21 protein-coding genes are annotated in these 24368 nt (G+C 39.3%); 15 read left to right on the forward strand and 6 right to left on the reverse strand.

Translation table 11 applies throughout. The annotated features are described in order from the left end of the window. The first annotated feature begins 224 nt into the window (after positions 1-224). The 5 genes from rnc (at position 225) to acpS (ending at position 3981) form a co-directional block, all read left to right on the forward strand. Positions 225-905, forward strand: coding sequence for a ribonuclease III (gene rnc / locus AABS66_RS15785; protein ID WP_206082511.1), 681 nt, complete (start codon positions 225-227; stop codon positions 903-905). Continuing rightward, positions 902-1810: a GTPase Era gene (era, locus tag AABS66_RS15790; protein ID WP_206082510.1), complete on the forward strand. Its 909-nt coding sequence runs from the start codon at positions 902-904 to the stop codon at positions 1808-1810. Before rnc ends, era begins: the two co-directional genes overlap by 4 nt. 11 nt (positions 1811-1821) lie before the next feature. After that, complete coding sequence (gene recO, locus AABS66_RS15795; RefSeq protein WP_430225156.1) at positions 1822-2550, forward strand: DNA repair protein RecO; 729 nt, start codon at positions 1822-1824, stop codon at positions 2548-2550. A 310-nt stretch (positions 2551-2860) separates the two neighbouring features. Next, a complete protein-coding gene (gene pdxJ, locus AABS66_RS15800) occupies positions 2861-3592 on the forward strand; it encodes a pyridoxine 5'-phosphate synthase (protein ID WP_430225157.1) in 732 nt (243 codons plus the stop codon). Next, on the forward strand, positions 3592-3981 hold the full coding sequence (gene acpS, locus AABS66_RS15805; protein WP_206082507.1) for a holo-ACP synthase: 390 nt from the start codon (positions 3592-3594) through the stop codon (positions 3979-3981). The genes pdxJ and acpS overlap by 1 nt, the downstream gene beginning before the upstream one ends. Before the next feature lie 83 nt (positions 3982-4064). On the opposite strand, the gene AABS66_RS15810 is transcribed toward acpS, so the two are convergent. Then, positions 4065-4325, reverse strand: coding sequence for a YfhL family 4Fe-4S dicluster ferredoxin (locus tag AABS66_RS15810; RefSeq protein WP_206082506.1), 261 nt, complete (start codon positions 4323-4325; stop codon positions 4065-4067). Between the two features lie 534 nt (positions 4326-4859). On the opposite strand from AABS66_RS15810, the gene leuE reads away from it, so the two are divergent. Together leuE and tadA are read left to right on the forward strand one after the other, a co-directional pair. Further along, positions 4860-5504, forward strand: coding sequence for a leucine efflux protein LeuE (gene leuE, locus AABS66_RS15815; RefSeq protein ID WP_206082505.1), 645 nt, complete (start codon positions 4860-4862; stop codon positions 5502-5504). 97 nt (positions 5505-5601) lie between these two features. Next, entirely contained in the window at positions 5602-6093 is a 492-nt protein-coding gene (gene tadA, locus AABS66_RS15820; protein WP_206082504.1) for a tRNA adenosine(34) deaminase TadA, read from the forward strand. Positions 6094-6122: 29 nt separating this feature from the next. Here tadA and mltF read toward each other — a convergent pair whose 3' ends face one another. After that, positions 6123-7733, reverse strand: coding sequence for a membrane-bound lytic murein transglycosylase MltF (gene mltF / locus AABS66_RS15825; RefSeq protein ID WP_430225168.1), 1611 nt, complete (start codon positions 7731-7733; stop codon positions 6123-6125). 330 nt (positions 7734-8063) lie between these two features. On the opposite strand from mltF, the gene purL reads away from it, so the two are divergent. Both purL and AABS66_RS15835 read left to right on the forward strand, forming a co-directional pair. Continuing rightward, a complete protein-coding gene (gene purL, locus AABS66_RS15830) occupies positions 8064-11951 on the forward strand; it encodes a phosphoribosylformylglycinamidine synthase (RefSeq protein ID WP_430225158.1) in 3888 nt (1295 codons plus the stop codon). Between the two features lie 363 nt (positions 11952-12314). Further along, positions 12315-14963 (forward strand): calcium-binding protein, encoded by a 2649-nt coding sequence (locus tag AABS66_RS15835; RefSeq protein ID WP_430225159.1) that lies wholly within the window; start codon positions 12315-12317, stop codon positions 14961-14963. A 115-nt stretch (positions 14964-15078) separates the two neighbouring features. On the opposite strand, the gene AABS66_RS15840 is transcribed toward AABS66_RS15835, so the two are convergent. The 4 genes from AABS66_RS15840 to AABS66_RS15855 form a co-directional block, all read right to left on the reverse strand. Then, positions 15079-15726: a 3-keto-L-gulonate-6-phosphate decarboxylase UlaD gene (locus tag AABS66_RS15840; RefSeq protein WP_206082500.1), complete on the reverse strand. Its 648-nt coding sequence runs from the start codon at positions 15724-15726 to the stop codon at positions 15079-15081. 4 nt (positions 15727-15730) lie between these two features. Further along, complete coding sequence (locus tag AABS66_RS15845) at positions 15731-16552, reverse strand: Cof-type HAD-IIB family hydrolase (RefSeq protein WP_272539185.1); 822 nt, start codon at positions 16550-16552, stop codon at positions 15731-15733. Positions 16553-16566: 14 nt separating this feature from the next. Then, positions 16567-17043, reverse strand: a complete 477-nt coding sequence (locus AABS66_RS15850) for a PTS sugar transporter subunit IIA (RefSeq protein ID WP_206082498.1) — start codon at positions 17041-17043, stop codon at positions 16567-16569. A gap of 69 nt (positions 17044-17112) precedes the next feature. Beyond that, a complete protein-coding gene (locus AABS66_RS15855) occupies positions 17113-18867 on the reverse strand; it encodes a PTS ascorbate-specific subunit IIBC (protein ID WP_206082497.1) in 1755 nt (584 codons plus the stop codon). Positions 18868-19269: 402 nt separating this feature from the next. Between AABS66_RS15855 and ulaR the strand changes: the two genes are divergently transcribed. The 6 genes from ulaR to AABS66_RS15885 all read left to right on the forward strand — a co-directional run bounded on the left by ulaR (position 19270) and on the right by AABS66_RS15885 (position 24235). After that, positions 19270-20025 (forward strand): HTH-type transcriptional regulator UlaR, encoded by a 756-nt coding sequence (ulaR, locus tag AABS66_RS15860; RefSeq protein ID WP_206082496.1) that lies wholly within the window; start codon positions 19270-19272, stop codon positions 20023-20025. Positions 20026-20139: 114 nt separating this feature from the next. Further along, positions 20140-21207, forward strand: a complete 1068-nt coding sequence (ulaG, locus tag AABS66_RS15865) for an L-ascorbate 6-phosphate lactonase (RefSeq protein ID WP_206082495.1) — start codon at positions 20140-20142, stop codon at positions 21205-21207. A gap of 214 nt (positions 21208-21421) precedes the next feature. Next, complete coding sequence (locus AABS66_RS15870) at positions 21422-21538, forward strand: pantocin A family RiPP (RefSeq protein WP_430225169.1); 117 nt, start codon at positions 21422-21424, stop codon at positions 21536-21538. A 49-nt stretch (positions 21539-21587) separates the two neighbouring features. Further along, the gene (locus AABS66_RS15875; protein WP_430225160.1) at positions 21588-22718 is read left to right on the forward strand and encodes a HesA/MoeB/ThiF family protein; all 1131 of its coding nucleotides are present in this window, start codon (positions 21588-21590) and stop codon (positions 22716-22718) included. Continuing rightward, the gene (locus AABS66_RS15880; RefSeq protein ID WP_430225161.1) at positions 22705-23376 is read left to right on the forward strand and encodes a 2OG-Fe(II) oxygenase family protein; all 672 of its coding nucleotides are present in this window, start codon (positions 22705-22707) and stop codon (positions 23374-23376) included. Before AABS66_RS15875 ends, AABS66_RS15880 begins: the two co-directional genes overlap by 14 nt. Then, the gene (locus tag AABS66_RS15885; protein ID WP_349415815.1) at positions 23363-24235 is read left to right on the forward strand and encodes a DMT family transporter; all 873 of its coding nucleotides are present in this window, start codon (positions 23363-23365) and stop codon (positions 24233-24235) included. The genes AABS66_RS15880 and AABS66_RS15885 overlap by 14 nt, the downstream gene beginning before the upstream one ends. The last annotated feature ends 133 nt before the right edge of the window (positions 24236-24368 follow it).

Genomic DNA, 24368 nt, shown 5'->3' on the forward strand with positions numbered 1-24368 from the left:
CCCAGTGTACAATATAATTTAATTAATATTATTGGCTCCCCAATTATAACTCCTTTCTTTTGTAACTCACTGTAACTAATAATATTTATCTCATTAGTTCTACTGAGCTACAAAAAATGTGGGTAGGTAAGGAGTCAGTGCAAACGCAACAGTTTTGTAAAATACATTATTTTACAGGTCTGTTGCGTGTGCTTTTTTTATCAAATAAAAATGGTTGGGCGCACATGAACCCCTCTTTAGTAGAAAGATTACAACGTAAGCTTGGTTATCAATTCAAACAACATGATTTGTTGATTCAAGCTTTAACTCACAGAAGTGCCAGCAGTAAACATAATGAACGCCTAGAGTTTTTAGGGGATTCAATCTTAAGTTTTGTGATTGCAAATGACCTGTATCACCGTTTTCCTAAAGTGGATGAGGGGGATATGAGCCGGATGCGGGCAACACTTGTTCGTGGAAATACATTGGCAGAAATTGCCCGTGAGTTTGAACTGGGTGAGTGCTTACGCTTAGGTCCAGGTGAGTTAAAAAGCGGTGGATTTCGTCGAGAATCAATTCTTGCAGATACAGTGGAAGCACTGATAGGTGGCATTTTCTTAGACAGCGATATCCAAACGATTGAAAGAATTATTTTAGATTGGTATCAAAGCCGATTAATTGAAATTAGTCCGGGTGATAAACAAAAAGACCCGAAAACACGGTTACAAGAATATCTGCAAGGGCGTCACTTACCATTACCGAACTATTTAGTTGTTCAAGTAAAAGGTGAGGCTCATGATCAGGAGTTTACGATCCACTGCCAAGTAAGTGGCATCGAACAACCCATCCATGGTGTTGGTTCAAGTCGTCGTAAAGCAGAGCAAGCCGCAGCAGAGCAAGCATTGAAAATTTTGGAGCTTGAATGAGTGAATTACAATCCCACTGTGGTTTCGTTGCCATAGTTGGACGGCCGAATGTCGGTAAATCGACATTATTAAATCAATTACTGGGGCAAAAAGTCTCGATCACCTCGAGAAAGCCACAGACGACTCGCCATCGTATTATGGGGATCCACACAGAAGATAATTATCAAATTATCTATGTTGATACCCCAGGGTTACATATTGAAGAAAAACGTGCAATTAACCGCTTAATGAACCGTGCAGCATCAAGTTCTATTGGTGATGTTGAACTGGTCATTTTTGTCGTTGAAGGTACCAACTGGACCGCTGATGATGAAATGGTTCTAACTAAGCTATCAAGCTTACGTTGCCCTGTCATTTTAGCAATCAATAAGATTGATAACGTGACCGATAAGACGGTTTTATTGCCACATATTGGCATGATCAGCCAAAAAATGAATTTTTTAGATGTTGTGCCAATCAGTGCTGAAAAAGGTACTGGCGTGGATACAATCGCTAAAATTGTGAAGCAACATATCCCTGAAGCAACACATCATTTCCCTGAAGACTATATTACAGATCGTTCTCAACGTTTTATGGCGTCAGAAATGATCCGTGAAAAGCTGATGCGCTTTTTGGGCGATGAGTTACCTTATTCTGTTACCGTTGAAATTGAACAATTTAAAGTAACCGAAACAGGTATTTACCATATCAATGGTTTAATTCTTGTTGAACGTGAAGGCCAGAAAAAAATGGTCATTGGTAACAAAGGTAGCAAACTGAAAACTATTGGTACGGAAGCGCGTATCGACATGGAACGCATGTTTGATAACAAAGTTCACCTTGAGCTTTGGGTCAAAGTTAAATCAGGCTGGGCGGATGATGAAAGAGCATTACGCAGTCTGGGTTATGTTGACGATCTAAAATAGTAGGTGGCGGAGTGAGTGGTTGGCAACGCGCATTTGTGCTCCATTCAAGGCCTTACAGTGAAACAAGTTTATTACTTGACTTCTTTACTGAAGGTGAAGGGAAAATTCGCTTACTGGCTAAAGGTGCTCGCCGCAATCGCTCCCCTTTAAGAGGCTGTTTACAGCCTTTCACACCTTTGCTAATCCGTTGGAGTGGCAAAGGTGAAATTAAAACCTTGATTAGTGCAGACCCTGTTTCGTTAGCACTTCCTCTAAGTGGTACTGTTCTTTATAGTGGTCTGTACCTTAATGAACTCACGGCTCGTGTGATTGAGTTTGGGACGCCTTACTCCGCGTTATTTTTTGATTACCTTTCTTGTTTGCAAGTCCTTGCCGCAAGCGAGCGTACCCCTGAATTTGCCTTGCGCCAGTTTGAATTAGCGCTATTATCCTACCTTGGTTATGGCGTGGATTTTTTACATTGCGCAGGTAGTGGGGAGCCTGTTTCTGACACAATGACTTATCGCTACCGTGAGGAAAAAGGCTTTATAGGCAGTTTAATTGTTGACCAACTTAGTTTTACGGGTAAACAATTAAAAGCACTTGCAAGCCGTGATTTCCCTGATGCTGACACCCTAAAGGCTGCAAAGCGTTTCACTCGTATGGCGTTAAAACCTTATTTAGGTGGCAAGCCATTAAAAAGTAGAGAGTTGTTTAGGCAATTTGTCGTATCACCTCCCCCTGCGAACAAACCAAGCTAATAGTTCATTATTGATTTTATTTATGTATTAACTGCTATGTTTTGTTTTATTCCTCTTTTTATCTCTTTCTAACTTATCTTTTTCAGCTCTGTATTGGTTGTACCTCATTTTATGGTGTTAAACCACTAAGTTTGGGGCCTCATCATAAAGTTTACGAAGCGCTTCGCAAAAATTTTATCCCTCATATGTAATAGCGTTGTTGTTTTGGAATTTGCCTCGAATGATACAAGATTTATTCCCTGAACTTTGAAAATTACAGTAGGATAGTGGCATTGAAGTATCCGTTACCGTTTATTGAAGGGAGTATAAAATGGCAGAGCTTTTATTAGGCGTTAATATTGATCATATTGCGACAGTCAGAAATGCACGAGGGACGCAATACCCTGACCCTGTGCAGGCCGCATTTGTTGCTGAACAAGCAGGTGCAGACGGCATCACAGTACATTTACGTGAAGACCGCCGTCATATTACGGATAGAGATGTTGAGCTACTCAACAAAACAATACAAACGCGTATGAACCTTGAAATGGCAGTAACGGATGAAATGGTTGATATTGCTTGCCGTATTAAACCTGCATTTTGTTGTCTTGTTCCTGAAAAGCGCGAAGAAGTGACCACTGAAGGTGGTTTGGATGTTGCAGGTCAAAAGCAAAAAGTGGCAGATGCAGTGAAGCGCTTAACTGAAGCCGGTATTTTAGTATCTCTATTTATTGATGCTGACCACACACAAATTGATGCTGCTCAGGAATGTGGGGCGCCATTTATTGAGATCCACACTGGAGCATATGCGGATGCAAAAACGGAGCAGGAACAAGAGTTAGAGTTTCGCCGTATCCGTGATGGCGCCACTTACGCGGCAGGTAAAGGTATCAAGGTGAATGCAGGGCATGGTTTGACTTACCATAATGTTCAACGTATTGCACAATTACCTGAAATTTATGAGTTAAACATTGGCCATGCAATTATTGGGCGTGCATTGTTTAGCGGGCTCGCACAAGCGGTTGCTGATATGAAAAAAATCTTATTAGAAGCGCGTAAATAATGGCAATTGTTGGGCTAGGAACAGATATCGTTGAAATAACGCGTATTGAATCTGTTATTGAACGTACAGGCGACAGCTTAGCCAAGCGAATTCTGACTGAGAAAGAGTTCTTGCAATACCAGCAGCAAGCAAAGCCTGCTCGTTTTTTGGCGAAACGATTCGCAGTTAAAGAAGCGGCAGCTAAAGCCTTGGGAACGGGCATCCGTAATGGTCTAGCATTTAATCAGTTTGAAGTGACGAATGATGAGCTGGGTAAACCATTGCTGAATTTAAAGGGGGAAGCATTAAAGTTGGCTGAAAGCTTAAACGCAACCCGTTTCCACGTTTCAATAACGGATGAACGGCATTATGCGTCAGCTACCGTGATTATTGAACGCCTTAGTGATTGAATTTGCTTCTGATAGGCTGAATATAAAGCTGCCAGTCATATCTGGCGGCTTTATAAATAAAGTTATCGTGAGTGGGATTAAAGTTAGATTTTATCTGCGTGATGGATAGCGACAAATTTATCCCACAACTGTTCTTCAGTTTCTATGTGGTTAGGGTCAGTAATAATGGTGTTAGTAATAGGGCAAACAGACTGGCAAGTCGGTTTGTCATAGTGGCCAACGCACTCTGTGCATAAGCTTGAGTCAATTTCATAAATTTCAGCGCCCATAAAAATTGCATCATTAGGGCATTCGGGTTCACACATATCGCAATTGATACATTTTTTGGTAATTAACAGTGCCATTTATAATAACTTGCATTCAATTAAGTTAAAAATCAGTAACTTATATCTTGCACCTATTCGTTACTTCCAGTTTGGGTTTTACTTAAGTTATATTTCGTATTGAAAAACAAAAGGTTGTAATATAGAAGCACTGCACTTTACATATAACATATGTATCAGTGAGTGTATCTAGATTCTGTCGTTATAAAACTATTTTAAACGCCCTGAGCTGTGGAGTCGAATAAATTACACCAGTACTCATTTTTATCCATGATTAATATCATGATAACAAGAGACTACAGATAGAGTGATGTTATAAAGCATTGCACTAATCTAGTTTCTGAAGTTGATAAATCATCAAAAAATTTTTTTTGTATAATTATCTATTTTGAAAGAAATTTCATTTTATAAACTCTGTGGTTAACGAAATTCAAGTCGGATCCTTTTGAGGGTAACATAACCTATTGTTTTTAATATTTAAACCAAAATAATGATAGTGTTCACAAATAACGAAATCTATGGTAGTAATAATAAAAAATATAAAGGGATGCAAACATGTTTGAAACTCTCGGGGTTCTTAATTTCTGGACTTATCTTGCTGGATTGGTCTTCATTATTATTGTACCAGGGCCTAATTCGATTTATGTACTCAAAACGAGTACTTCCAGTGGTGCTCGGTATGGCTATCGAGCTGCGCTAGGCGTTTTTACAGGTGATGCCATATTGGTTTTTTTATCTTTTATCGGCGTCGCATCTGTGATTAAAGCATCTCCAACCCTTTTTATGATTGTTCGCTATCTTGGTGCGGCTTACCTTTTATATCTCGGTTGTAAAATCTTATACGGTACATTAAAGCGCAAGCCACAGGTTGAGGGAGAAGAGGTTGCGGTGACAGTCAAGTCAGAAAACCATTTTGTTCGCGCTTTAGCGTTAAGTCTTACGAATCCAAAAGCGATTTTATTTTATATTTCGTTTTTTATTCAGTTTGTTGATTTTAACTACGCGAATGCGTGGGTACCATACCTTGTTCTGGCGACAATCTTAGAGTTAGTCAGCTTTTTATATTTAAGCATACTGATTTTTAGTGGCTATTTGATTGCTAAATTTTTACGTGAGAAAAAAATTCTCGCAAAATTGGGTAATTGCACTGTTGGGGCCTTCTTTATGGGCTTTGCAGCGAAACTGGCATTGAGTAATTAGTTTGTCGGGTGAAGAATCTCAAGATTAAGATTTAAAATTGCAGTCACTCTGACATTTGGTAATAATTAGCTTTCGAGTTAAGCGCCCAGAGGTAAGAGTGACACAAATAGAAATTGATGAATATTGGATGAAGCAAGCCCTTGAACTTGCTTTAAAAGCACAAGATGTAGGTGAAATCCCAGTAGGTGCATTATTAGTTAAAGATAATCAGTTAATCGCCTCTGGTTGGAATCGTTCGATTCTCGACCATAACCCGACCGCCCATGCTGAAATTATGGCACTGCAACAAGCAGGGCAAACACTGAGTAATTATCGTCTGCTTGATACCACGTTATACGTTACTTTAGAGCCTTGCATAATGTGTGCAGGCGCGATGATCCATAGCCGTATTAGGCGCGTTGTTTATGGTGCGAAAGATTTTAAAACAGGCGCCTGTGGTTCTTATATCAACATCATGGAGCAAGCAGGGCTAAACCATTATGTGGAAGTCACGGGGGGAATTTTAGCAGAAGAATGCTCCTCGATGCTGAGTGCTTTTTTTAAAATGCGTAGAACACAGAAAAAAGAACAAAAGCGCCAACAGAATTAACGCTTTGTGAATTGATGCAAAAAATCTGATTAAGGTGTTGAATTAGGTGTTTTAAGAGGGGAAATGAACATAGGGCTTTGTTCTGATTCAGTTTCTTTGGGTTCAGGATGCAATGAAATGAGGTATTGGCCGAGTGATGTTTTCGTGTTTTCATTGCTATCTTGAGACAGCTTTGATGAGTTCAATCCCCCTAAATAGGGAATATGATTATTGTCAGGGATTGGTGATTGGTTTTCAACAGTTTTAGCCTCTTTCGTTTTTAAGTTCTCAGGCAAAATTAAATAGGTTAAAGACTGTTGGGCAATATCCAAAGCATGCTGCTTACGCTCTTGTGTTTGAAGGTATCCCACTAAGCTTTGATGGTATCGGCGGATATTTTCTACATAACGATAAGCTTCATGCCCACGTGCATAACCATAAGTGAGCTGTGAGTAATATTTCTTCTGGGTTAACAGTGGAAGCCGTGCTTTAACATCAAGCCACCTGTCTGGGTCACCACCAAGCATCTGAGTTAATTTTCGTACATCCAACATATGCCCATAGCCCATATTATAAGCAGAAAGTGCAAACCAAATACGGTCATCTTCCGCAATAGTTTCTGGTAACCTTTCCATTATATAAGCAATATAGGCTGCGCCACCTTTAATGCTTTCTTCTGCATCTAACCTGTCTGAGATACCCATCGTCGCAGCCGTAGGTTTAGTTAACATCATTAAACCACGTACACCTGTTGGCGAAGTCGCAAGGGGGTCCCAATGAGACTCTTGCCACGCAATTGCGGCGAGGAGTTTCCAATCAATCACTTCAGCGTATTTTTCAAATAATGGTTGATATTCAGGTAGTTTATTATCGATTGCTTTAATAAATGCCATCGTATCGAAATAATCGAACGATTCCACATGGCTAAAATATTTCTCATTCAAGCGAGCCAAAAGCTCCGTTTCGTTGCCTTGGTTGAAAAAATCAAGTAGGGCAGCATCTAAACTATTTTCTTCACCACGTCGCATATACCAGGTGACAGCATGATCATCGAGTAAATCAAAGGCGACGGCTATCTGTGGGTGAATGCGCTGTTGTAATGCAACGGCGATAGAGTCTTCTAGGGTATAGTCGATTTCACCATCAGCAAGCATTTCAAGGATCTGATTTGTATTGTATTTAGAGGTCTCTTCCCATTTTAAGTTTGGGTATTCTTTGGCAAGCTCTTTTAAGGTGCTTGCATGGGCTGTGCCAGAAGTGACAAGCAGTTTACCATTGATATCATTAAACGATTTAGGACGTGTTGAACCTTTACGATAGACCAATTGCTGAGTCACCGTCAGGTAGCTTGGGCCAGTTTTGGTCTTAGTTAATCGGTCTTTATTGTAGAGTAGCCCAGCAACAGCGATATCAGCATCACCATTTTCGAGGTCGACAAAAATCTGCTCGAATGTCGGGCGGATAGTAATTTTAAGTTTGACTCCTAGGTACGAAGCAAAGCCTTGAGCAAGCTCGTAGTCAAAACCACGAAGCTGTTTTTGCTCATCTATATAGATAAGTGGCGAGCTGACGGCACTAATACGTAATTCACCTTGTGACAGTATTTTATTAATTTGTGAATCTTGCGTATTGGGCCAGCGGATATTAAAGCCGATGACCATTGAAGCCAGTAGCGCGATAACCACGATGATTAAGTAGTTAACTTTTAAGTTATTCAAATAATAATTTCTCGTGCAGTCACTGGTGTTGTGTGGTGTCTAAAAAAGAGTATGGCTAAGTAATGGTTATAATTCCAGTGGTTGGGTATTTTGCTCAACAATTATGATCGGTGCAACCTATATTATCGTATTTAGCACATAATAATATTTAACTAATCGCTTTATTTTTAATCACGCAAACGGTTTCGTATTGATGAACATTGCTCTATAATGGGCTCCAGTTTCCCTGCTTTCATGTTCAGGGCTGGCGTTTAAAAGAGAGAAATTAAGACTATGGAAATTTTGCGTGGTTCACCTGCTCTATCAGCATTTCGTATTACCCGCCTTTTGGCGTTGTTTGCAGAAAAACAACTACCTGTAACAGATATCTATGCTGAATATATGCACTTTGCTGATTTATCAGCGCCGTTAAGTGATAGTGAGCAAGGCAAACTGAGCAGTTTGTTAAAATATGGTCCTTCCCTAACTGAGCACGACCCATTTGGTAAATTGATTTTAGTTACTCCACGCCCAGGTACAATTTCTCCTTGGTCATCTAAAGCAACGGATATTGCTCACAACTGTGGTCTTACCCAAGTTAAACGCATTGAACGCGGTATTGCCTACTACGTTCAGGGAAATGCATTAACGCAAGCACAGTGGCATGAAGTGATTGCACTGTTACATGACCGTATGATGGAAACAATTTTTTCTTCTTTTGAACAAGCAGGTGCCTTGTTTGCACACCAACAACCTGCACCGATGAAAACCATCGATATTATCAAAGGTGGACGCCAAGCACTGGCAACAGCAAATACAGAAATGGGGTTAGCGTTGGCGGATGACGAAATTGATTATCTGCAAGCGGCCTTCACGGGGTTAAAACGTAACCCAACAGACGTTGAGTTGTATATGTTTGCACAAGCGAACTCAGAACATTGCCGCCATAAGATTTTTAATGCGGATTGGGTCATTGATGGCCAAGAACAGCCTAAATCGCTGTTTAAGATGATCAAAAACACGTTCGAAAAAACACCTGATCACGTGCTATCTGCTTATAAAGACAATGCTGCGGTAATGGAAGGCTCTGTCGTTGGGCGTTTCTTCCCAGAGCCAGAAGGTCGCACATATCGTTATCACCAAGAAGATACCCACATTTTAATGAAAGTGGAAACCCATAACCACCCAACGGCTATTTCACCATGGCCTGGTGCAGCAACGGGTTCTGGTGGGGAAATTCGTGATGAAGGTGCGACAGGACGCGGGGCAAAGCCCAAAGCGGGCTTAGTGGGCTTTTCAGTGTCTAATTTACGTATCCCTGGGTTTGAACAGCCTTGGGAAGAGGATTTTGGTAAGCCAGAACGCATTGTGAACGCACTGGATATCATGATGGAAGGCCCGCTTGGAGGGGCTGCGTTCAATAATGAATTTGGTCGTCCTGCATTATTAGGTTACTTCCGCACATATGAAGAGAAAGTGAACAGCCACAATGGTGAAGAATTGCGTGGCTACCACAAGCCAATTATGTTAGCGGGTGGTATTGGTAATATTCGTGCAGATCACGTACAAAAAGGTGAGATCACCGTGGGGGCGAAATTGATCGTACTCGGTGGCCCATCAATGAATATCGGCTTAGGTGGTGGTGCGGCGTCATCGATGGCATCAGGCCAGTCAGATGCAGACTTAGATTTTGCGTCAGTTCAGCGGGATAACGCCGAAATGGAGCGACGTTGCCAAGAAGTGATCGACAGATGTTGGCAGCTTGGTGATGATAACCCAATTTTATTTATTCACGATGTGGGTGCTGGGGGGTTATCCAATGCGATGCCCGAACTCGTCAGTGATGGCGGTCGTGGTGGCCGTTTTGAATTACGTAAGATTTTGAACGACGAACCTGGTATGAGCCCATTAGAGGTGTGGTGTAACGAATCTCAAGAACGTTATGTGATGGCAGTGGCCCCTGAGAATCTGGCTGAGTTTACAGCGATTTGTGAGCGTGAACGTGCGCCATTTGCGGTGATTGGTGAAGCGACAGAAGAACGCCATTTAACCTTAAATGATGCGCATTTTGATAATCAACCGATTGATATGCCATTGGATGTATTACTGGGTAAAACACCCAAAATGCTACGTGATGTGAAAACCCTCAAAGCAGAGCCTGATGCATTAGACAGAACAGCGATTAATTTAAATGAAGCCGTCAAACGTATTTTACACTTACCAGCGGTTGCAGAAAAAACCTTCTTGATCACGATAGGTGACCGTACGGTAACGGGAATGGTTGCTCGTGATCAAATGGTAGGGCCTTGGCAAATCCCAGTAGCTGATTGTGCGGTCACTACGGCGAGCTTAGACAGTTACTACGGTGAGTCCATGTCAATTGGTGAAAGAACGCCAGTGGCATTAGTGGATTTTGCGGCATCGGCTCGTATGGCGGTAGGGGAAGCACTCACTAACCTTGCTTGTTCTTATGTGCAAGACCTTAAACGTGTGAAATTATCTGCAAACTGGATGGCAGCAGCAGGTCATCCAGGGGAAGATGCTGGGCTATATGAAGCAGTAAAAGCTGTCGGTGAAGAACTTTGTCCTGCATTGGGCTTAACTATCCCAGTGGGCAAAGACTCCATGTCGATGAAAACGCGTTGGCAGCAAAATGGTGAAGATCGTGAAATGACATCACCACTGTCATTGGTGATCACGGCGTTTGGTCGCGTTGAAGATGTACGTTTAACAGTAACGCCTGAATTAAAAACAGTAGAAGATAACGCGCTGTTATTGATTGACTTGGGTGAAGGTCAAAACGCGTTAGGCGGTTCAGCGCTTGCACAGGTTTATCGTCAACTAGGAAATAAAGCACCAGATGTACATAGCCCTGAGCGTTTACTCGGTTTCTTCAATACCATTCAAAAATTGTTATCAGAGCAAAAATTGCTGGCTTACCACGACCGGTCAGACGGTGGTCTATTCGTCACCTTAGCAGAAATGGCATTTGCAGGCCATTGTGGAATTAATGTCGACATCAGCTCATTTGATGAAGACACCTTAGCTGCATTGTTCAACGAAGAATTAGGTGCTGTGATCCAAATCAGTGGTGCAGATAGAGCTTATGTTGAGGCCTGCTTTGCAGAGGCGGGTTTAGCGAATTGTGTGCATTATTTAGGCTCTGCAATTCATGACGATGTCGTGATTATTAACAGCCGTGATACGGTCGTTTACCGTGAATCACGCAGCTTGCTGCGCCAATGGTGGGCAGAAACTACATGGCAGATGCAACGCCTGCGTGATAACGAAGTGTGTGCAGACGAAGAACACGCAATAAAGCAAGATAACCAAGACCCAGGCTTAAATGCTCATTTAACTTACGATATTGACGATGATATTGCTGCGCCGTTTATCTTATCTGGGGTGCGTCCTAAAGTTGCCGTGCTGCGTGAGCAAGGGGTTAATTCCCATGTTGAGATGGCCGCTGCTTTTGACCGAGCAGGCTTTGATGCGGTTGATGTACATATGAGTGATTTGTTAGCGGGGAATTTATCCCTTGAACAATTCCAAACTCTGGTAGCGTGTGGTGGATTCTCCTACGGTGATGTACTGGGCGCGGGTGAAGGTTGGGCAAAATCGATTTTGTTTAATAACCAAGTGCGTGATGAGTTTGCTGCGTTCTTTAATCGTCCTGACACCTTATCTCTGGGTGTATGTAATGGTTGTCAAATGATGTCCAACTTACATGAGTTGATCCCAGGAGCTGAGTTCTGGCCTCGTTTTGTTCGTAACCGTTCAGAGCGCTTTGAAGCCCGCTTTAGCTTAGTGGAAATCGCCAACAGCCCATCGTTATTACTGCAAGATATGGTAGGTTCTCGTATGGCGATTGCGGTATCTCATGGTGAGGGGCAAGTGGAAGTTCGCGCGGCAGCGCACTTACAGCAATTAGAAGATAACGGCTTAGTGGCGATGCGTTTTGTGAACAACTATGGGCAAGTGACGGAGCAATACCCTGCGAACCCGAACGGTTCGATTCATGGTATTACGTCAGTGACATCGAAAGATGGTCGCGCGACTATCATGATGCCGCACCCTGAGCGTGTATTCCGTACAGTGAGCAATTCTTGGCACCCAGAAACATGGGGCGAGGACAGCCCATGGATGCGTATTTTCCGTAATGCGCGTAAACAGCTAGGCTAAAAAACTCAGTATTTCAGTAAGAACGGCACTCTATCGTTAGGAATTGAAACATAACGGTGGAGTGTTTTTTTATGGACACCTATTAACTTTAATATAAATATGGTTATCTAAAGTATTTTCTCAACCATGGTAATGGTACTTGCCTAATTTATGTTTATTTTAAATGAATGGCTTAAAAATAGAACATTAATATAACTATTATAAAGTTAATTTTTTTTGTATTTTTTTTATCAATAAAGAAGGTGATATATCAGATTAACTTTTTTAAAAAACAAAAAATAACATGTTAAATTCCACTGGGGAATTGAGGTGGCTGTATTAAAACCTCAATTTTATTAATGAAATTTTACAGGGGAATAGATTTTGAGTTTATTTGATATGTTTTCAAGTGATATTTATACTAAAAACTTAAAGCAAGATGAAACAGTGAGTTTTTTATTTAGGGATAATTATGTTGATTTTTCAAAAACTATAAATGGCAATAAAAATAATTTTTTAATGGAGGATGTTGCCATTCCAATATATATCAACTTAATGAATAAGAATATAAAGTTAAGCAATACAGAGTGCTATGAGGTTAGGTTGAAAGATGTCAGTAATGTAATACTCCATGGGCAGACTAAATCTAAAGTTTTATTAAAGGGAAATAAGAGGGCTAATATTTTAGATGCAGGTTTAATAAAAACTAAAATTAATGGATATGATGGAGATGATCATCTTATTTTTAGGGCAGGAGTTGCAAGAGGGGGAAATGGGGATGACAGTTATTATTTACGCCGTTTCCAATGGGAAAATACGAAAAGCAAACCAATAACTAAACTGAGCGCAAGGATTGTTGAAACATCAAAAGGGAAAAGTAAAATTCATTTAGGCTATTCTTTAGATGAGATAACAGACGTTAAATTGGCGGGTAATGACCTAGCGCTAACGATTAGCGCAAAATCACCGCATAATCCCTCAGAAACTTTAAAATTAAACGTCAAATTGAAAAATGTTTATCAGGACTTAGATGAGGGAAAAGTATTAAATCATGATTATCAACTCTATACACGGGATGGGTTTAGATTAGATTCTATTTTAACAAATAATAGTTATAAGAAGAGTATAGAGAAATTTTACGAAGTAAGCTACTTACAAAATAGGGATTACCTTCCAAGGGATCAAAGTGATCGCGTTATTATTAATAAAGAGAAAAAACACATTATAGTGAATAACCATGGATATCACGCTCCTAAGTGGGGGGATTTCAACTTAAATGGAGATATTAAAAATTTAACATATACAGGTAGTAGCCAAGATGACTTAGTCACTATGATTAATAAAAATAGCTATATTATGGTTACGAAAGGAAATGACATTTATCAACTAAAAGGAGATAACTTGATCATTTCTGAAGTAACATTTGATTTTTCAGAAGTGCATGGAAATCATACAGGGAAAGAAAGCATAATTATTAAGGTTTCTGATGAACTTGGCAAGGATTTGACGGCGGATGGTCAGTCGATATATTTTAAAAATATATTTAATGATAAAAAATCAAGAATTAAATTTATTAATTATGAACATAATCGGCTGAATCTTGTGTATCTAAAAGATGCAAATGGAAATATATATCAAATTAAACTCGATCCTAAAGGGCATAAGGTTATTGAGGGTAATCCAGTGAGTGAGCTTACCCAACAGTCTGATGACATTTATCTTCTTAGGGGGCAAGCTTGCCCTGAGGGGATTTTCGACACATTAGCAGGTGATGATAAAATTAAAGATTTCAGTGGTGGGGGGATCATTATTAATGCAGGGGATGGGAATGATAACGTTAAGGTATTAAAAGGTATAAACGTTCTTTACGGTGGAAACGGTGATGATGTTATAGACGGTGGGAGCCAAGGGGATTTGCTACTTTCAGATTTAGGTAATGACCTTTTAAAGGGGGGATGGGGGAATGACGAATACATTGTTGATGGCTCAATTGGTATGGGAACGACAATTATAGATGATGACAATGGTATTAATAATATACATTTAATGCACTTTAATAAAGCATATACAATAGTCGAAGAAGAAAACTCAAAGTATCAAGTTTATACGTCAAAATCGCAGCTTCGTGAGGTGAAAATAAAATATTTCCCAGAGAATGAGGGACGTAAAAATAATATTCACCACTATGATAGCCTTCCTCAACATATCCCTAATGACGTAAAAGAAAGTATGAGCTATATGGTCAGATATTTAGCAGAACATCAGCAGTATTGGAAAAAGGAAAAACCATTATTGCCTTGGCAACCAATGTATGCATTTAAGGGATTTTTCAAAAATACTTCACATGATTTCATTGATATGTCTAAGGAGAATATTATCATTAATCAGGGCAAGTCATTTGGTGAGCTTGTGCTTAACATAAATGGTAAATCTTCTGTTTTAATGGACGAAAGTGGTCATGGTCGATATTTTAAAGTTGACGTTGAAAAGGGTTCTATTTCATTGTCTAAAAATAAATTGAGTAATAATGTATTTGATGCGAGAGGAGGAACTGCGAGTTTGCATGGTGGTGCCGGCGATGACGTATTTATTATCAGTGGGCATAATGGGAAAATACACGATAAAAAAGGAGATAATGTTTTTATTATAGATGGTGGTGTTAGGGGAGAATGCACCATTGATTATGGCAATGGAATGAATGAGATATACCTAATTAGCTTTAATGAAACTCCAGTTATTTTAAAAGAAAATAATGAAAACAAAATAACACAATATATTTATCAATCTGAGTCAGGCTATAAAGTAACAATTAATCAGGCAGATGGAGTGGAAGCCCCAATAATTATTCATCGTAATTTATTGCCTGGTATGCGGGAATATACAACTCAACAAAAACTTGAATACTTGGGAAATGCATTGGCAACAATGCGCTTACAGGACGAATATAATAGTCATGGTGTTAATAATATAAAGTCCGAATGGAACCCAGCGAGCCTTGTAAGAGTTTTTATGGATAAAGGAACGGCAATTTAATAATTAAGCGAGTCACAGAGATATTTATTTTATGTATTTAGTGACAATCTAAAAATAATTTGCCCTAAAAATGAATATTATTTTAGGGCAAACTATAGGTGGTACATCAAATAGTTTATTTCCAGAAACGATTAATTTGCTCACGCAACGCTTCCGCGGTTTTTTTGCCTTTTTCACCCACTAAGGCACGGCCAGCAATAAAGGCTTTGGCTTTAATGCCATTAAATAGGTGAATATCTTCAGGCACGATGCCACCAGTTATTGATAGTGCTAGCCCTAAACTAGATAACTTACGCATCTTTTCGATATCTTCATCGGTCCAGCCAATACCAGCGAGCTCGGCATCACGGGAACGGTGGTAAATAGCTTGAGTGATACCTAAATCTACCCAATTTTGTGCATCGTCAAATGTCCAATTGCCGTAAATTTCAATTTGAATTTCACGCTTAAATTCGTCAGCGACTTTTTTACAGGCCGCAATGGTGGCAATATGTGCCGCCGCTGACACCGTGATCCAATCTGCACCTGCCTCAAATGCCATTTTCGAAAGAATTGCGCCACCGTCAGTGGTTTTCATATCGCAAACCAGAATGTGATCTGGATATCTTTGGCGTAACGTCGACACTGCATTCATACCATCAGCAAACGCTAAAATTGTGCCTACTTCAATGATATCAACAAAAGTGTGTACATTTTCAGCAACTTCCAGTGCCGCAGGTAAGTTAGTTTGGTCTAACGCGATTTGGATCAACGGTTTAGTCATGGTTTTATCCTTGAATTTTTTCTCGTATCAAACGGGCGAGCCCATCGTGATTGTTATCGGTGGCACAGATAGCATTGGCTTGCGCTTTGACTGCGTCATCAGCGTGAGGCATCGCAACACCCAGCCCTGCGTATTGGATCATGGAAATATCATTATGGTTATCGCCGACGGCAATCACTTGCTCAGGCTCGAGGCCGAGTTGGTTAACGTATTGCGCTAAGCGCATGCCTTTGTTGTTGCCTTTACAGGCGATATCAATGCGGTTGACCCATGAACGTTCGGCAGTGAATTTGTCATTCACCCACGAGACATCCATTAATTGTTCAATGGCATTAGGGTCACCTTCAACAACAAATTTCCAAACGTAATCGGTATCACGAACCTGTTCTTCAAATGAATCAATACGGTAGATTTTAGGGGGATGAGCAAGGCTTGGATCCGCTGCCCACTGTTCCATATCTTTCATGTAGTCAATCGGTTGTGATTTTGAATAGGTCATTTCATTGGTGGTATACAGCACCAATTTAAATTGTTTTTTTTGTGCCAATTCAATAAAGGCTAAGGCATCGTCTTTGGCAATTGATGTTTGTGTGAGCACCTTTTCGTTTTGATAATCATAGATATAGGTACCATTACAGCAAATAACTGGCGTGGTTAACCCCAGTTCATCGTAATAAGGGCGCGCAGCGGTGTGGTGACGTCCCGTGACAATCATTACATGGCAGTGTTTCGCCGCATGTTGAATAGCAGACCTCACTTCTGGGTGGATTGTGTGTTGAGCTGTCAGAACCGTCCCATCTAAATCTAATGCGAGCACTTTATACATATCAATGAATCCTTTTAAGCATTTTTCGCGAGTGCCTCATCAATCACGCGATATACATCGTCGGCTGTGTGGCATTGGCGTAGTTTGTTAAGATCGACACCCGTTTCACTATCTTCATCGTCAAGAACTTGGGTGACCTCCATCAATCCTTCCATATGTTCGTCCGAAGAGCTACCCGCAAGTGTAATTAAAACGTCGACAGGTTCATCTTCCCCATCAAAAATAACGGGTTTTTCTAAGGTGACTAAGGCAAAAGCAGTGCGAATAACGCCATCTTCAGGCCGCGCGTGGGGTAGGGCTAGATGCGGGGCGATGCAGATATACGGGCCCAGTTTTTCAACACTGCTGATGATGGCGTCATGGTAAGTCGGTTTGATTGCACCAGAGGCAACCAGCATATCTGTGCCAATTTTAACAGCATCGCGCCAATGGGCTGCATTGGCATGGAGTTGAATAGAATTATTGTCGATTAATGATTGTTTGAATCCCATTATGACTTCCTCTTGGGTGATAATTGCCTCGATAGCTATGGGGGGACGTTTATCGAGGCATCAACATGATTAATTACGAATAAAATTGGTGTGAATGATATTTAGCAACTCGTCACCGAATGAATTAGGATTGAGCATGTTTTGTACGCCAAGGACGAACTTACCTTCACCTGGGTCCATTTCTGAACTTAAATGTTTTGACGAGACGATAATGTCTGTTGCTGTTAATTTCGATTTATAGTCGGATACCGCACAGGAATCCATAACGTGTGGGATACCTTTTTTCTCAAGGTATTGGCCAATTTTCATTTTCATCATCATAGAGGAACCTTGCCCATTACCACATACTGCTAAGATGCGCACTGGTTTAGCACCACTGTGTTCAAGTGGGGCTGATTCAACGTCTTCTTCTATTGTTTCAATGGCTGCTTCAAGGGCACCTTCGGCATCCTCTTCTGCTCGCAGTTTTTTCGCGGCAAAGTACATGTAGACAAGGGCAAGAGCGACAATCACAAAGAAGAACATTTTTGAGAATGACAAGCCTTGCATAATCACTGGGAACGCTAATGCCCAGTCGGCCATACCCATCCAGCCACTAAAATCCGTGCCTTGGCGGTTGATTAAGTCAATCGCCCATGCAGATCCTAAAATTTCGATGACGCCCATCACAAAACAGACTTTCATCACGGCTTTCCAACCGCCAAAGTGGTTAGCGAAAATACCGATGGTCGCATTGGAGAAGAACATCGGAATAAATCCTGGGATGATCATAATGGGTGAGTTGAAGGCTAACATACCCAATACAGCAGCAAACTGGCCGATTGCACCCCACATAAAGCCGAAGACCATCGCATTTGGCGAGAACGCATAGATAGCGGCACAGTCGATGGCGAGCACGGCATTAGGAATAACGCGCTCGGAAATGCCTTTAAATGCTTCAGACAGTTCTGCAACAAACATTCGCACACCTGTCACGATGATTTGAATAGCAACGGCAAATTTCAGTCCTGTTTCAATAATGTAGATAGTCCAATGCGTGGTGCCTGCCATGGTTTGCAGGTTAGTCAGACCAAAAGAAATCAAAATAACGCCAAAAAAGAGCGTCATTACAATGGCCGTCGCGGAGATGCTATCGTGGAAAATATGCAGCCATTTTGGCAATTTTAAGTTATCAACACTGTCTTTTTTATCACCAAGTTTTGGGGCAACCTTAGTGGCTATCCAGGAGGCAAACTGCTGCTGGTGACCGATAGAAAAACCAGCACCGCCAGTCACTTCTTGCGTTGGCTTAAACATAATATTGGAGGAGATCCCCCAGTACAGCGCCATCAAGACTGCAGAGTACAAAATAGTTTCCCACATGCTTGAACCTAGCACAAAATAGAAAACAGCAATCAAGCCAGCTTGCTGGAACATGATATGGCCTGTCAACATGATGGTACGAATACCCGTGATGCGGCGAAAGAGCACTAAAAGAATATTAATCGCGAGAGCTAACAACACGGTATAGCCGACCCACGAATAGTTATCACCCATGGTTTCCATGGTTGCCATCATTGAGGTGTATGGGTCGATAACTGAACCTGTGAGGCCATGATATTCAGACATTTTTTCAATAACAGGTTTAAAGCTAGATACCAAGGTGCTGGCTCCGACACCCACTAACATAAAGCCAACAATCGTTTTGATTGTTCCCTTGAGAATTGTTGTTCCATCGCGCTTTAGCAACCAGTAACCAATAAAAGTGACTAAGCCGAGTAACAGAGGCGCTTTAGTCATTACTTGGCTGTAAAAAATATAGAAAGCGTCGTATAAAAAATCCATATTTTTACCTCTAATCAAATTGTATTTGTAATTTATAGGGGTCAGAGATTAATCATATTGATCGTATCTGGTGTTATTGCGATATAATCATTTAAAATGGATAAACGGTCGCGCAAAAATCAATTATGATCAAATGTAATCACGAATTGCTCTTTTATGATTGTTTGCATTTGTCTGTTTTTTTACCAGTAAAAAAATAAATAAATGGCGACTTGATCACGTAAAATTTAAAATAATGTTTTAAATCAATATGATAATTTTATTTATATCAAATATCAATTTTTTGCTTAGGCAAAGGTTGACAATATTGGATGAGATAAATAGAATCAAAACTAATCACCAATAATCATTTTCAATCATAAGTTGTCATTGATGTGATTATTTCTTAATAAGGCGATAGTTATGAATGAAGTGCAAAGACACAATGAAATCTTGTCGTTATTAGAAACGCAGCGGGTGATTAACGTTTCTCATATTACCGAACAGTTTAATGTGTCTCCTGCTACTGCGCGTCGTGATATTTCAAAGCTTGACGAGCAGGGTAAGTTACGGAAAGTCCGTAATGGTGCAGAACGAATTGAAACGAAAAAGCGTAAGTGGACACCACTCAATATTAATAGTGCTGATCATTACGAGGAAAAATCAGAAATCGCGATTAAAGCGGCTGAACTTTGCCTACCAGGGGAAAGTGCAGTGATTAACTGTGGTTCAACCGCCTTTATGTTAGGGCAGCAGCTTTGTGGTAAAAACGTACAGATTGTGACCAATTATTTTCCACTGGCCAGTTATTTGATTGATGAAGACCATGAAGACGTCATTTTAATTGGTGGGCAGTATAATAAGGCACAAAACATCTTTTTAAACCCAGCCCTCAATACGCTGATGGGCTACGCAGGTAACTGGATGTTCACGTCAGGGAAGGGGCTAACAGAAGCGGGTTTATATAAAGCTGATATGTTAACCGCTGTGGCAGAGCAACAGATGCTAGATCAAATAGACAAGTTAGTGGTGGTTGTTGACAGTTCCAAAGTGGGGCATCGAACGGGAATGTTATTTTGCCCAGCTAATAAAATTGATGTTCTTATCACGGGAAGAAATGCCAATCCTGAGGTGATTAAAGGAATTCAAGCGCAAGGGACGCGAGTGATACTCGTTTAATCCCATCCACTACCTGATTTATTGAATTTAAACCAATTTGCCTTCATGCCTTAATTCTCTCATTAAGGCATCGGGCTCCCGACATCTAAAATTCTGGAAAAAGGTATTATCACTATGAGCAAAGTCAATGAAATTACACGTGAATCTTGGATTTTAAGCACGTTTCCTGAGTGGGGAACTTGGCTAAATGAAGAAATTGAAAAAACGGTTGTTGAGCCGAATACATTTTCAATGTGGTGGTTAGGTTGCACAGGTATTTGGTTGAAAAGCGCAGGTAATACGAATATTTCCATCGATTTTTGGTGTGGAACAGGGAAAAAAACGCAAAAAAATCCACTCATGAACAAGCAGCATCAAATGATGCGTATGGGCGGAGTAGAAGCATTGCAACCCAACTTACGTACAGCAATTTTCCCTCTTGACCCATTTGCGATTAAAGAAGTCGATGCCATTTTAGCGTCCCATGACCATGCTGATCATATCGACGTGAACGTGGCGGCGGCCGTACTGCAAAACTGCGGTGATCATGTTAAGTTTATTGGCCCACAAGCGTGCGTGGATTTATGGACAAAATGGGGAGTGCCCGCTGAGCGCTGTATTGTCGCCAAAGTCGGTGATGTACTCGAAGTGGGGGACATGAAAATCCGCGTATTAGATTCGTTCGACCGCACGGCGCTAGTGACACTACCTCAAGGGGTCTCTTCTTATGATAAGGACATTTTGGATGGCATGGATTCACGGGCGGTCAACTATTTAATTGAAACCACTGGCGGCTCGGTTTATCACTCAGGTGATTCACACTATTCAAACTATTATGCGGCACACGGTAATCGTTACAATATTGATGTCGCACTGCTTTCTTTTGGTGAAAACCCGCGTGGTGTGACCGATAAAATGACCTCATCGGATATTTTACGTGCAGCTGAATCATTAGATTGTGAACGGGTTATTCCATTCCACCATGATATTTGGGCAAACTTCCAAAATGACCCGCGGGAAATTGAAGTGCTGTGGAATATGAAAAAAGAGCGCTTGCAATACACCTTTGCACCGTTCTTCTGGCAAGTGGGGGGCAAATATACTTACCCAACGGATAAAGACCGTATGCATTATCAGCATTTTCGTGGTTTTAACGATATCTTTAAAAATGAACCTGAGTTGCCATATAAAGCATTTTTATAATTAACCTTGTTATTAAAAGCAGCATTTAAGGAAACTTAGGTGCTGCTTTTTTTATTGTATTTAAAAAAACACATATATTAAAATGATATGTATTTTAAATATATTTATTATTTATGCGGTGTTGTTTTTTATTAATTTGTTGGTATTGACTGCCTTAATTTAATGCTTTTTAATCTTAGTGTTATCAATATAGATAACACTAAGATTAAATTAAATTAATTCAAGGTGGAAATATGAAATAATATTGCATGAATTAACTGAACGCATCTCTTCAATTAGCGAAGAAATTGCGATGTATAATGAGGATGAAGAGATTGAATTAGACGAATAAATGTTAAATCAATGCCGCGGTAAGCGGCATTATAAAAGGGGAAGTAAATATGTATAGTTTAATAACAAAGCCAATTATAAAACGCTCTCATCATGTTATTGAGTCTGATAATGGGGATATTTGTATTGGTGAAATTCCAGGTAAGGCTAAAATAATCAAGTCTCCTCCGGAATGGGTGAAAGTTGTATTGTCTAAATTAGATGGCGAACATACATTACCGAGAATAATAAAGGAACTGTTAAATAGAAACTTAAATGTTGAAGAAAATGAAATAATAGATTTTATTAGGAAAATGATATCATGTGGTTTAGTTGAAGATAATATTATTTCATCTGAACTACTTACTTCTAGAGAAATTGAACTGTACGATCGTCAATTGCTACAATTTTCTTTAATCGATAATGATAATTTACCATCGATAAAGTATCAGGAACGTTTAAAAAAAAGTAGAGTTCTTGTGCTTGGCATGGGCGGGTGGGGAACATGGTGCTCATTACAACTTGCATTAATTGGTGTTGGAACATTAAGAATTGTTGATGGTGATGTTGTCGAATTATCAAATCTAAATAGACAGGTCCTATATACAGAAGATGATATCGGAAAAAGTAAAGTTGATTCAGCGGAAAGTGGAATATATAGGCATAATAAGTATACTAAAATAGAAAAATATTTTGAATTTTTAACACCAAATGAAAATAGAGTTAATGATTTACTTGATAGTGTTGATATGATTTTGCTCGCATGGGCAAGTTTAGGTTATTACAAAAAAAATACGGTTGAGGATATAATACATAAAGTTGCTATTGATAAATCGATACCTATCATTGAGCTAGGTGGTGATCCTCATGAAATATCTATAGGTCCTATTTATTTAAATAATAAAATAGGGAAAACATACTTTGATGTTAAACATCAAATTAAAAAAACATTTTATAGTGATGACTCGACAGTAAAAGATTTCCAAGAGGCGAGAATGAAGCAACAGTTTTTAAATGGGGTAAGAAAAGTTAATGCTTGGCAAAGCTCGCCGTCACTAGCTGCAATGTCGGGGTTAGTGGTTGATCAAGTAGTTAAAGCCATCACTAAGTATGACACTATCTCATTGGAGGGACGAAAAATCAAAATATCGCTTAGGGACTTTAGTTTTGCAGAGGAGATACTGTTTAATGGGAATCAATAGGCATAAAAAAGAGTTTTTGAGTAATGGGTATACTAGTTTTACAATAAAAGATTTTTTTCCTGACTTTAATATTGACTTGAATTTAATCAGTAGTATTGAAGAAGATAAATGGAGTTTTATTATAAGAAATAGACAGGGGGTGAGCGATTTTTATCTTTCTGATACTGATATAAATAGTATTAATGATGAAAAAAAAAGTGCATTTGAAGATAGAGATAATGGCGAGTTTTCATTTTCATTTAGAAGAATATGTTTTAATGAGATAAAAATAATTTATGCTAATTTAATTTCAGTTGTTAATGATGTTAAATTTAAAAGTTTTTTAGAAAACCTAACGGGAAGTAAAATAAATATTATATCAAACATGTACTTAAGCAGGTTTGATAAAGATGATTTTCTAACTACACATTGCGACTCCGATGATGGGATAGGTATTGTCATTAATCTAACCAAGGAATGGGAAGCAAATTATGGAGGATTAACGATGATTTTAGATAAGGATAAAAAGACAATTTTAGATACTTTTATCCCGTCATATTTAAATATTTTAATTTTTGATACAAAAAAAAGAAAAATCCCACATTTCGTTTCCGCAGTGACATCTAATAGAACAAGTAAAAGAATGGCATTAGTTGTGAGGTATAATGAAAAAAATTAAAGTACTTCTTTGTGCTGTTTTAATATCATTTATATGGGGGAGTGCATTTCCTATATCAAAACTAGCGATTGACCAAGTAGGTGTTTGGGCTTTTAGAATCTACTCACTAATTATCTCAGTTGTTTTTTTGTGTTTTGTTTTTTTCTTTTTTAGTCGGTGTCGGTTTAATTTGCGAGATTTTGTAAAAAGTATTCCACTTGGTTTTTTAAATGTTTTTTTAGTTCCTATATTAAATAGTTTGGCGTTAAAGTATACAGAAGCGGTAAAGGCATCTGTACTTGTTTATACAATGCCAGTAATGGCAACAGTTGTATTGGGTGTAATGAATAAACATATTGAAACTAGGTCAGTATTTGTATCTTTGTTATGCATTAGTGGTATTTTTATCTTTATATCACCAGTTGGTATAAGTATTGGTGAAGTGATAATTTTATTAAGTGCATTTATGTGGGCACTAGGAACTATTTTATCTGAAAAAATCACCTTGAAAATAAACCTAACTTCAAAAGTATTTTATCAAAATGTAGTGTCATTTGTTTTTTTTATTTTATTAATTCCATTTTTAAATGTTGATTTAAACATATTGAGCAATATACATTCTGAGTTTTTTATCAGTGTATATATACCAATTATCTATATGGGGCTAGCTAATGGCGTGATTGTTTATGTTCTTTGGTATTATATGATAGGGCATGGTGGCGCAAAGCTTTCATCATACTCAATCCTTATTTCACCAATCATTAGTGTGATGATTTCATCTTATCTTTTAGATGAGTCGATGACAATTTCAATGATAATTGGTATGTTATTTATTTTGCTAAGTATGTTAATTGTACTTTCAGAAAAAAATAAAAATTGATATTTAAGTCACCGATAATATGCTTTTAGTGATTATTTTCTTATGGGTGCACATTTCCCCTCCGCCCTTTTGGGCGAAGGGGAAATGTGCTATTCACAATGCTAAGTTTCCCTTGTTACCTAATGACATTTAG

This window comes from Providencia sp. SP181 (assembly GCF_050446505.1).
GTDB lineage: Bacteria > Pseudomonadota > Gammaproteobacteria > Enterobacterales > Enterobacteriaceae > Providencia > Providencia vermicola.

Coding starts and splice junctions, on each gene's coding strand:
- pdxJ (WP_430225157.1), top strand. CDS start 2,861: ATGGCAGAGCTTTTATTAGGCGTTAATATTGATCATATTGCGACAGTC.
- rnc (WP_206082511.1), top strand. CDS start 225: ATGAACCCCTCTTTAGTAGAAAGATTACAACGTAAGCTTGGTTATCAA.
- ulaR (WP_206082496.1), top strand. CDS start 19,270: ATGAATGAAGTGCAAAGACACAATGAAATCTTGTCGTTATTAGAAACG.
- AABS66_RS15845 (WP_272539185.1), bottom strand. CDS start 16,552: ATGTATAAAGTGCTCGCATTAGATTTAGATGGGACGGTTCTGACAGCT.
- AABS66_RS15810 (WP_206082506.1), bottom strand. CDS start 4,325: ATGGCACTGTTAATTACCAAAAAATGTATCAATTGCGATATGTGTGAA.
- era (WP_206082510.1), top strand. CDS start 902: ATGAGTGAATTACAATCCCACTGTGGTTTCGTTGCCATAGTTGGACGG.
- mltF (WP_430225168.1), bottom strand. CDS start 7,733: ATGGTCATCGGCTTTAATATCCGCTGGCCCAATACGCAAGATTCACAA.
- AABS66_RS15880 (WP_430225161.1), top strand. CDS start 22,705: ATGGGAATCAATAGGCATAAAAAAGAGTTTTTGAGTAATGGGTATACT.
- AABS66_RS15855 (WP_206082497.1), bottom strand. CDS start 18,867: ATGGATTTTTTATACGACGCTTTCTATATTTTTTACAGCCAAGTAATG.
- leuE (WP_206082505.1), top strand. CDS start 4,860: ATGTTTGAAACTCTCGGGGTTCTTAATTTCTGGACTTATCTTGCTGGA.
- acpS (WP_206082507.1), top strand. CDS start 3,592: ATGGCAATTGTTGGGCTAGGAACAGATATCGTTGAAATAACGCGTATT.
- purL (WP_430225158.1), top strand. CDS start 8,064: ATGGAAATTTTGCGTGGTTCACCTGCTCTATCAGCATTTCGTATTACC.
- AABS66_RS15840 (WP_206082500.1), bottom strand. CDS start 15,726: ATGACTAAACCGTTGATCCAAATCGCGTTAGACCAAACTAACTTACCT.
- AABS66_RS15850 (WP_206082498.1), bottom strand. CDS start 17,043: ATGGGATTCAAACAATCATTAATCGACAATAATTCTATTCAACTCCAT.
- ulaG (WP_206082495.1), top strand. CDS start 20,140: ATGAGCAAAGTCAATGAAATTACACGTGAATCTTGGATTTTAAGCACG.
- AABS66_RS15875 (WP_430225160.1), top strand. CDS start 21,588: ATGTATAGTTTAATAACAAAGCCAATTATAAAACGCTCTCATCATGTT.
- AABS66_RS15885 (WP_349415815.1), top strand. CDS start 23,363: ATGAAAAAAATTAAAGTACTTCTTTGTGCTGTTTTAATATCATTTATA.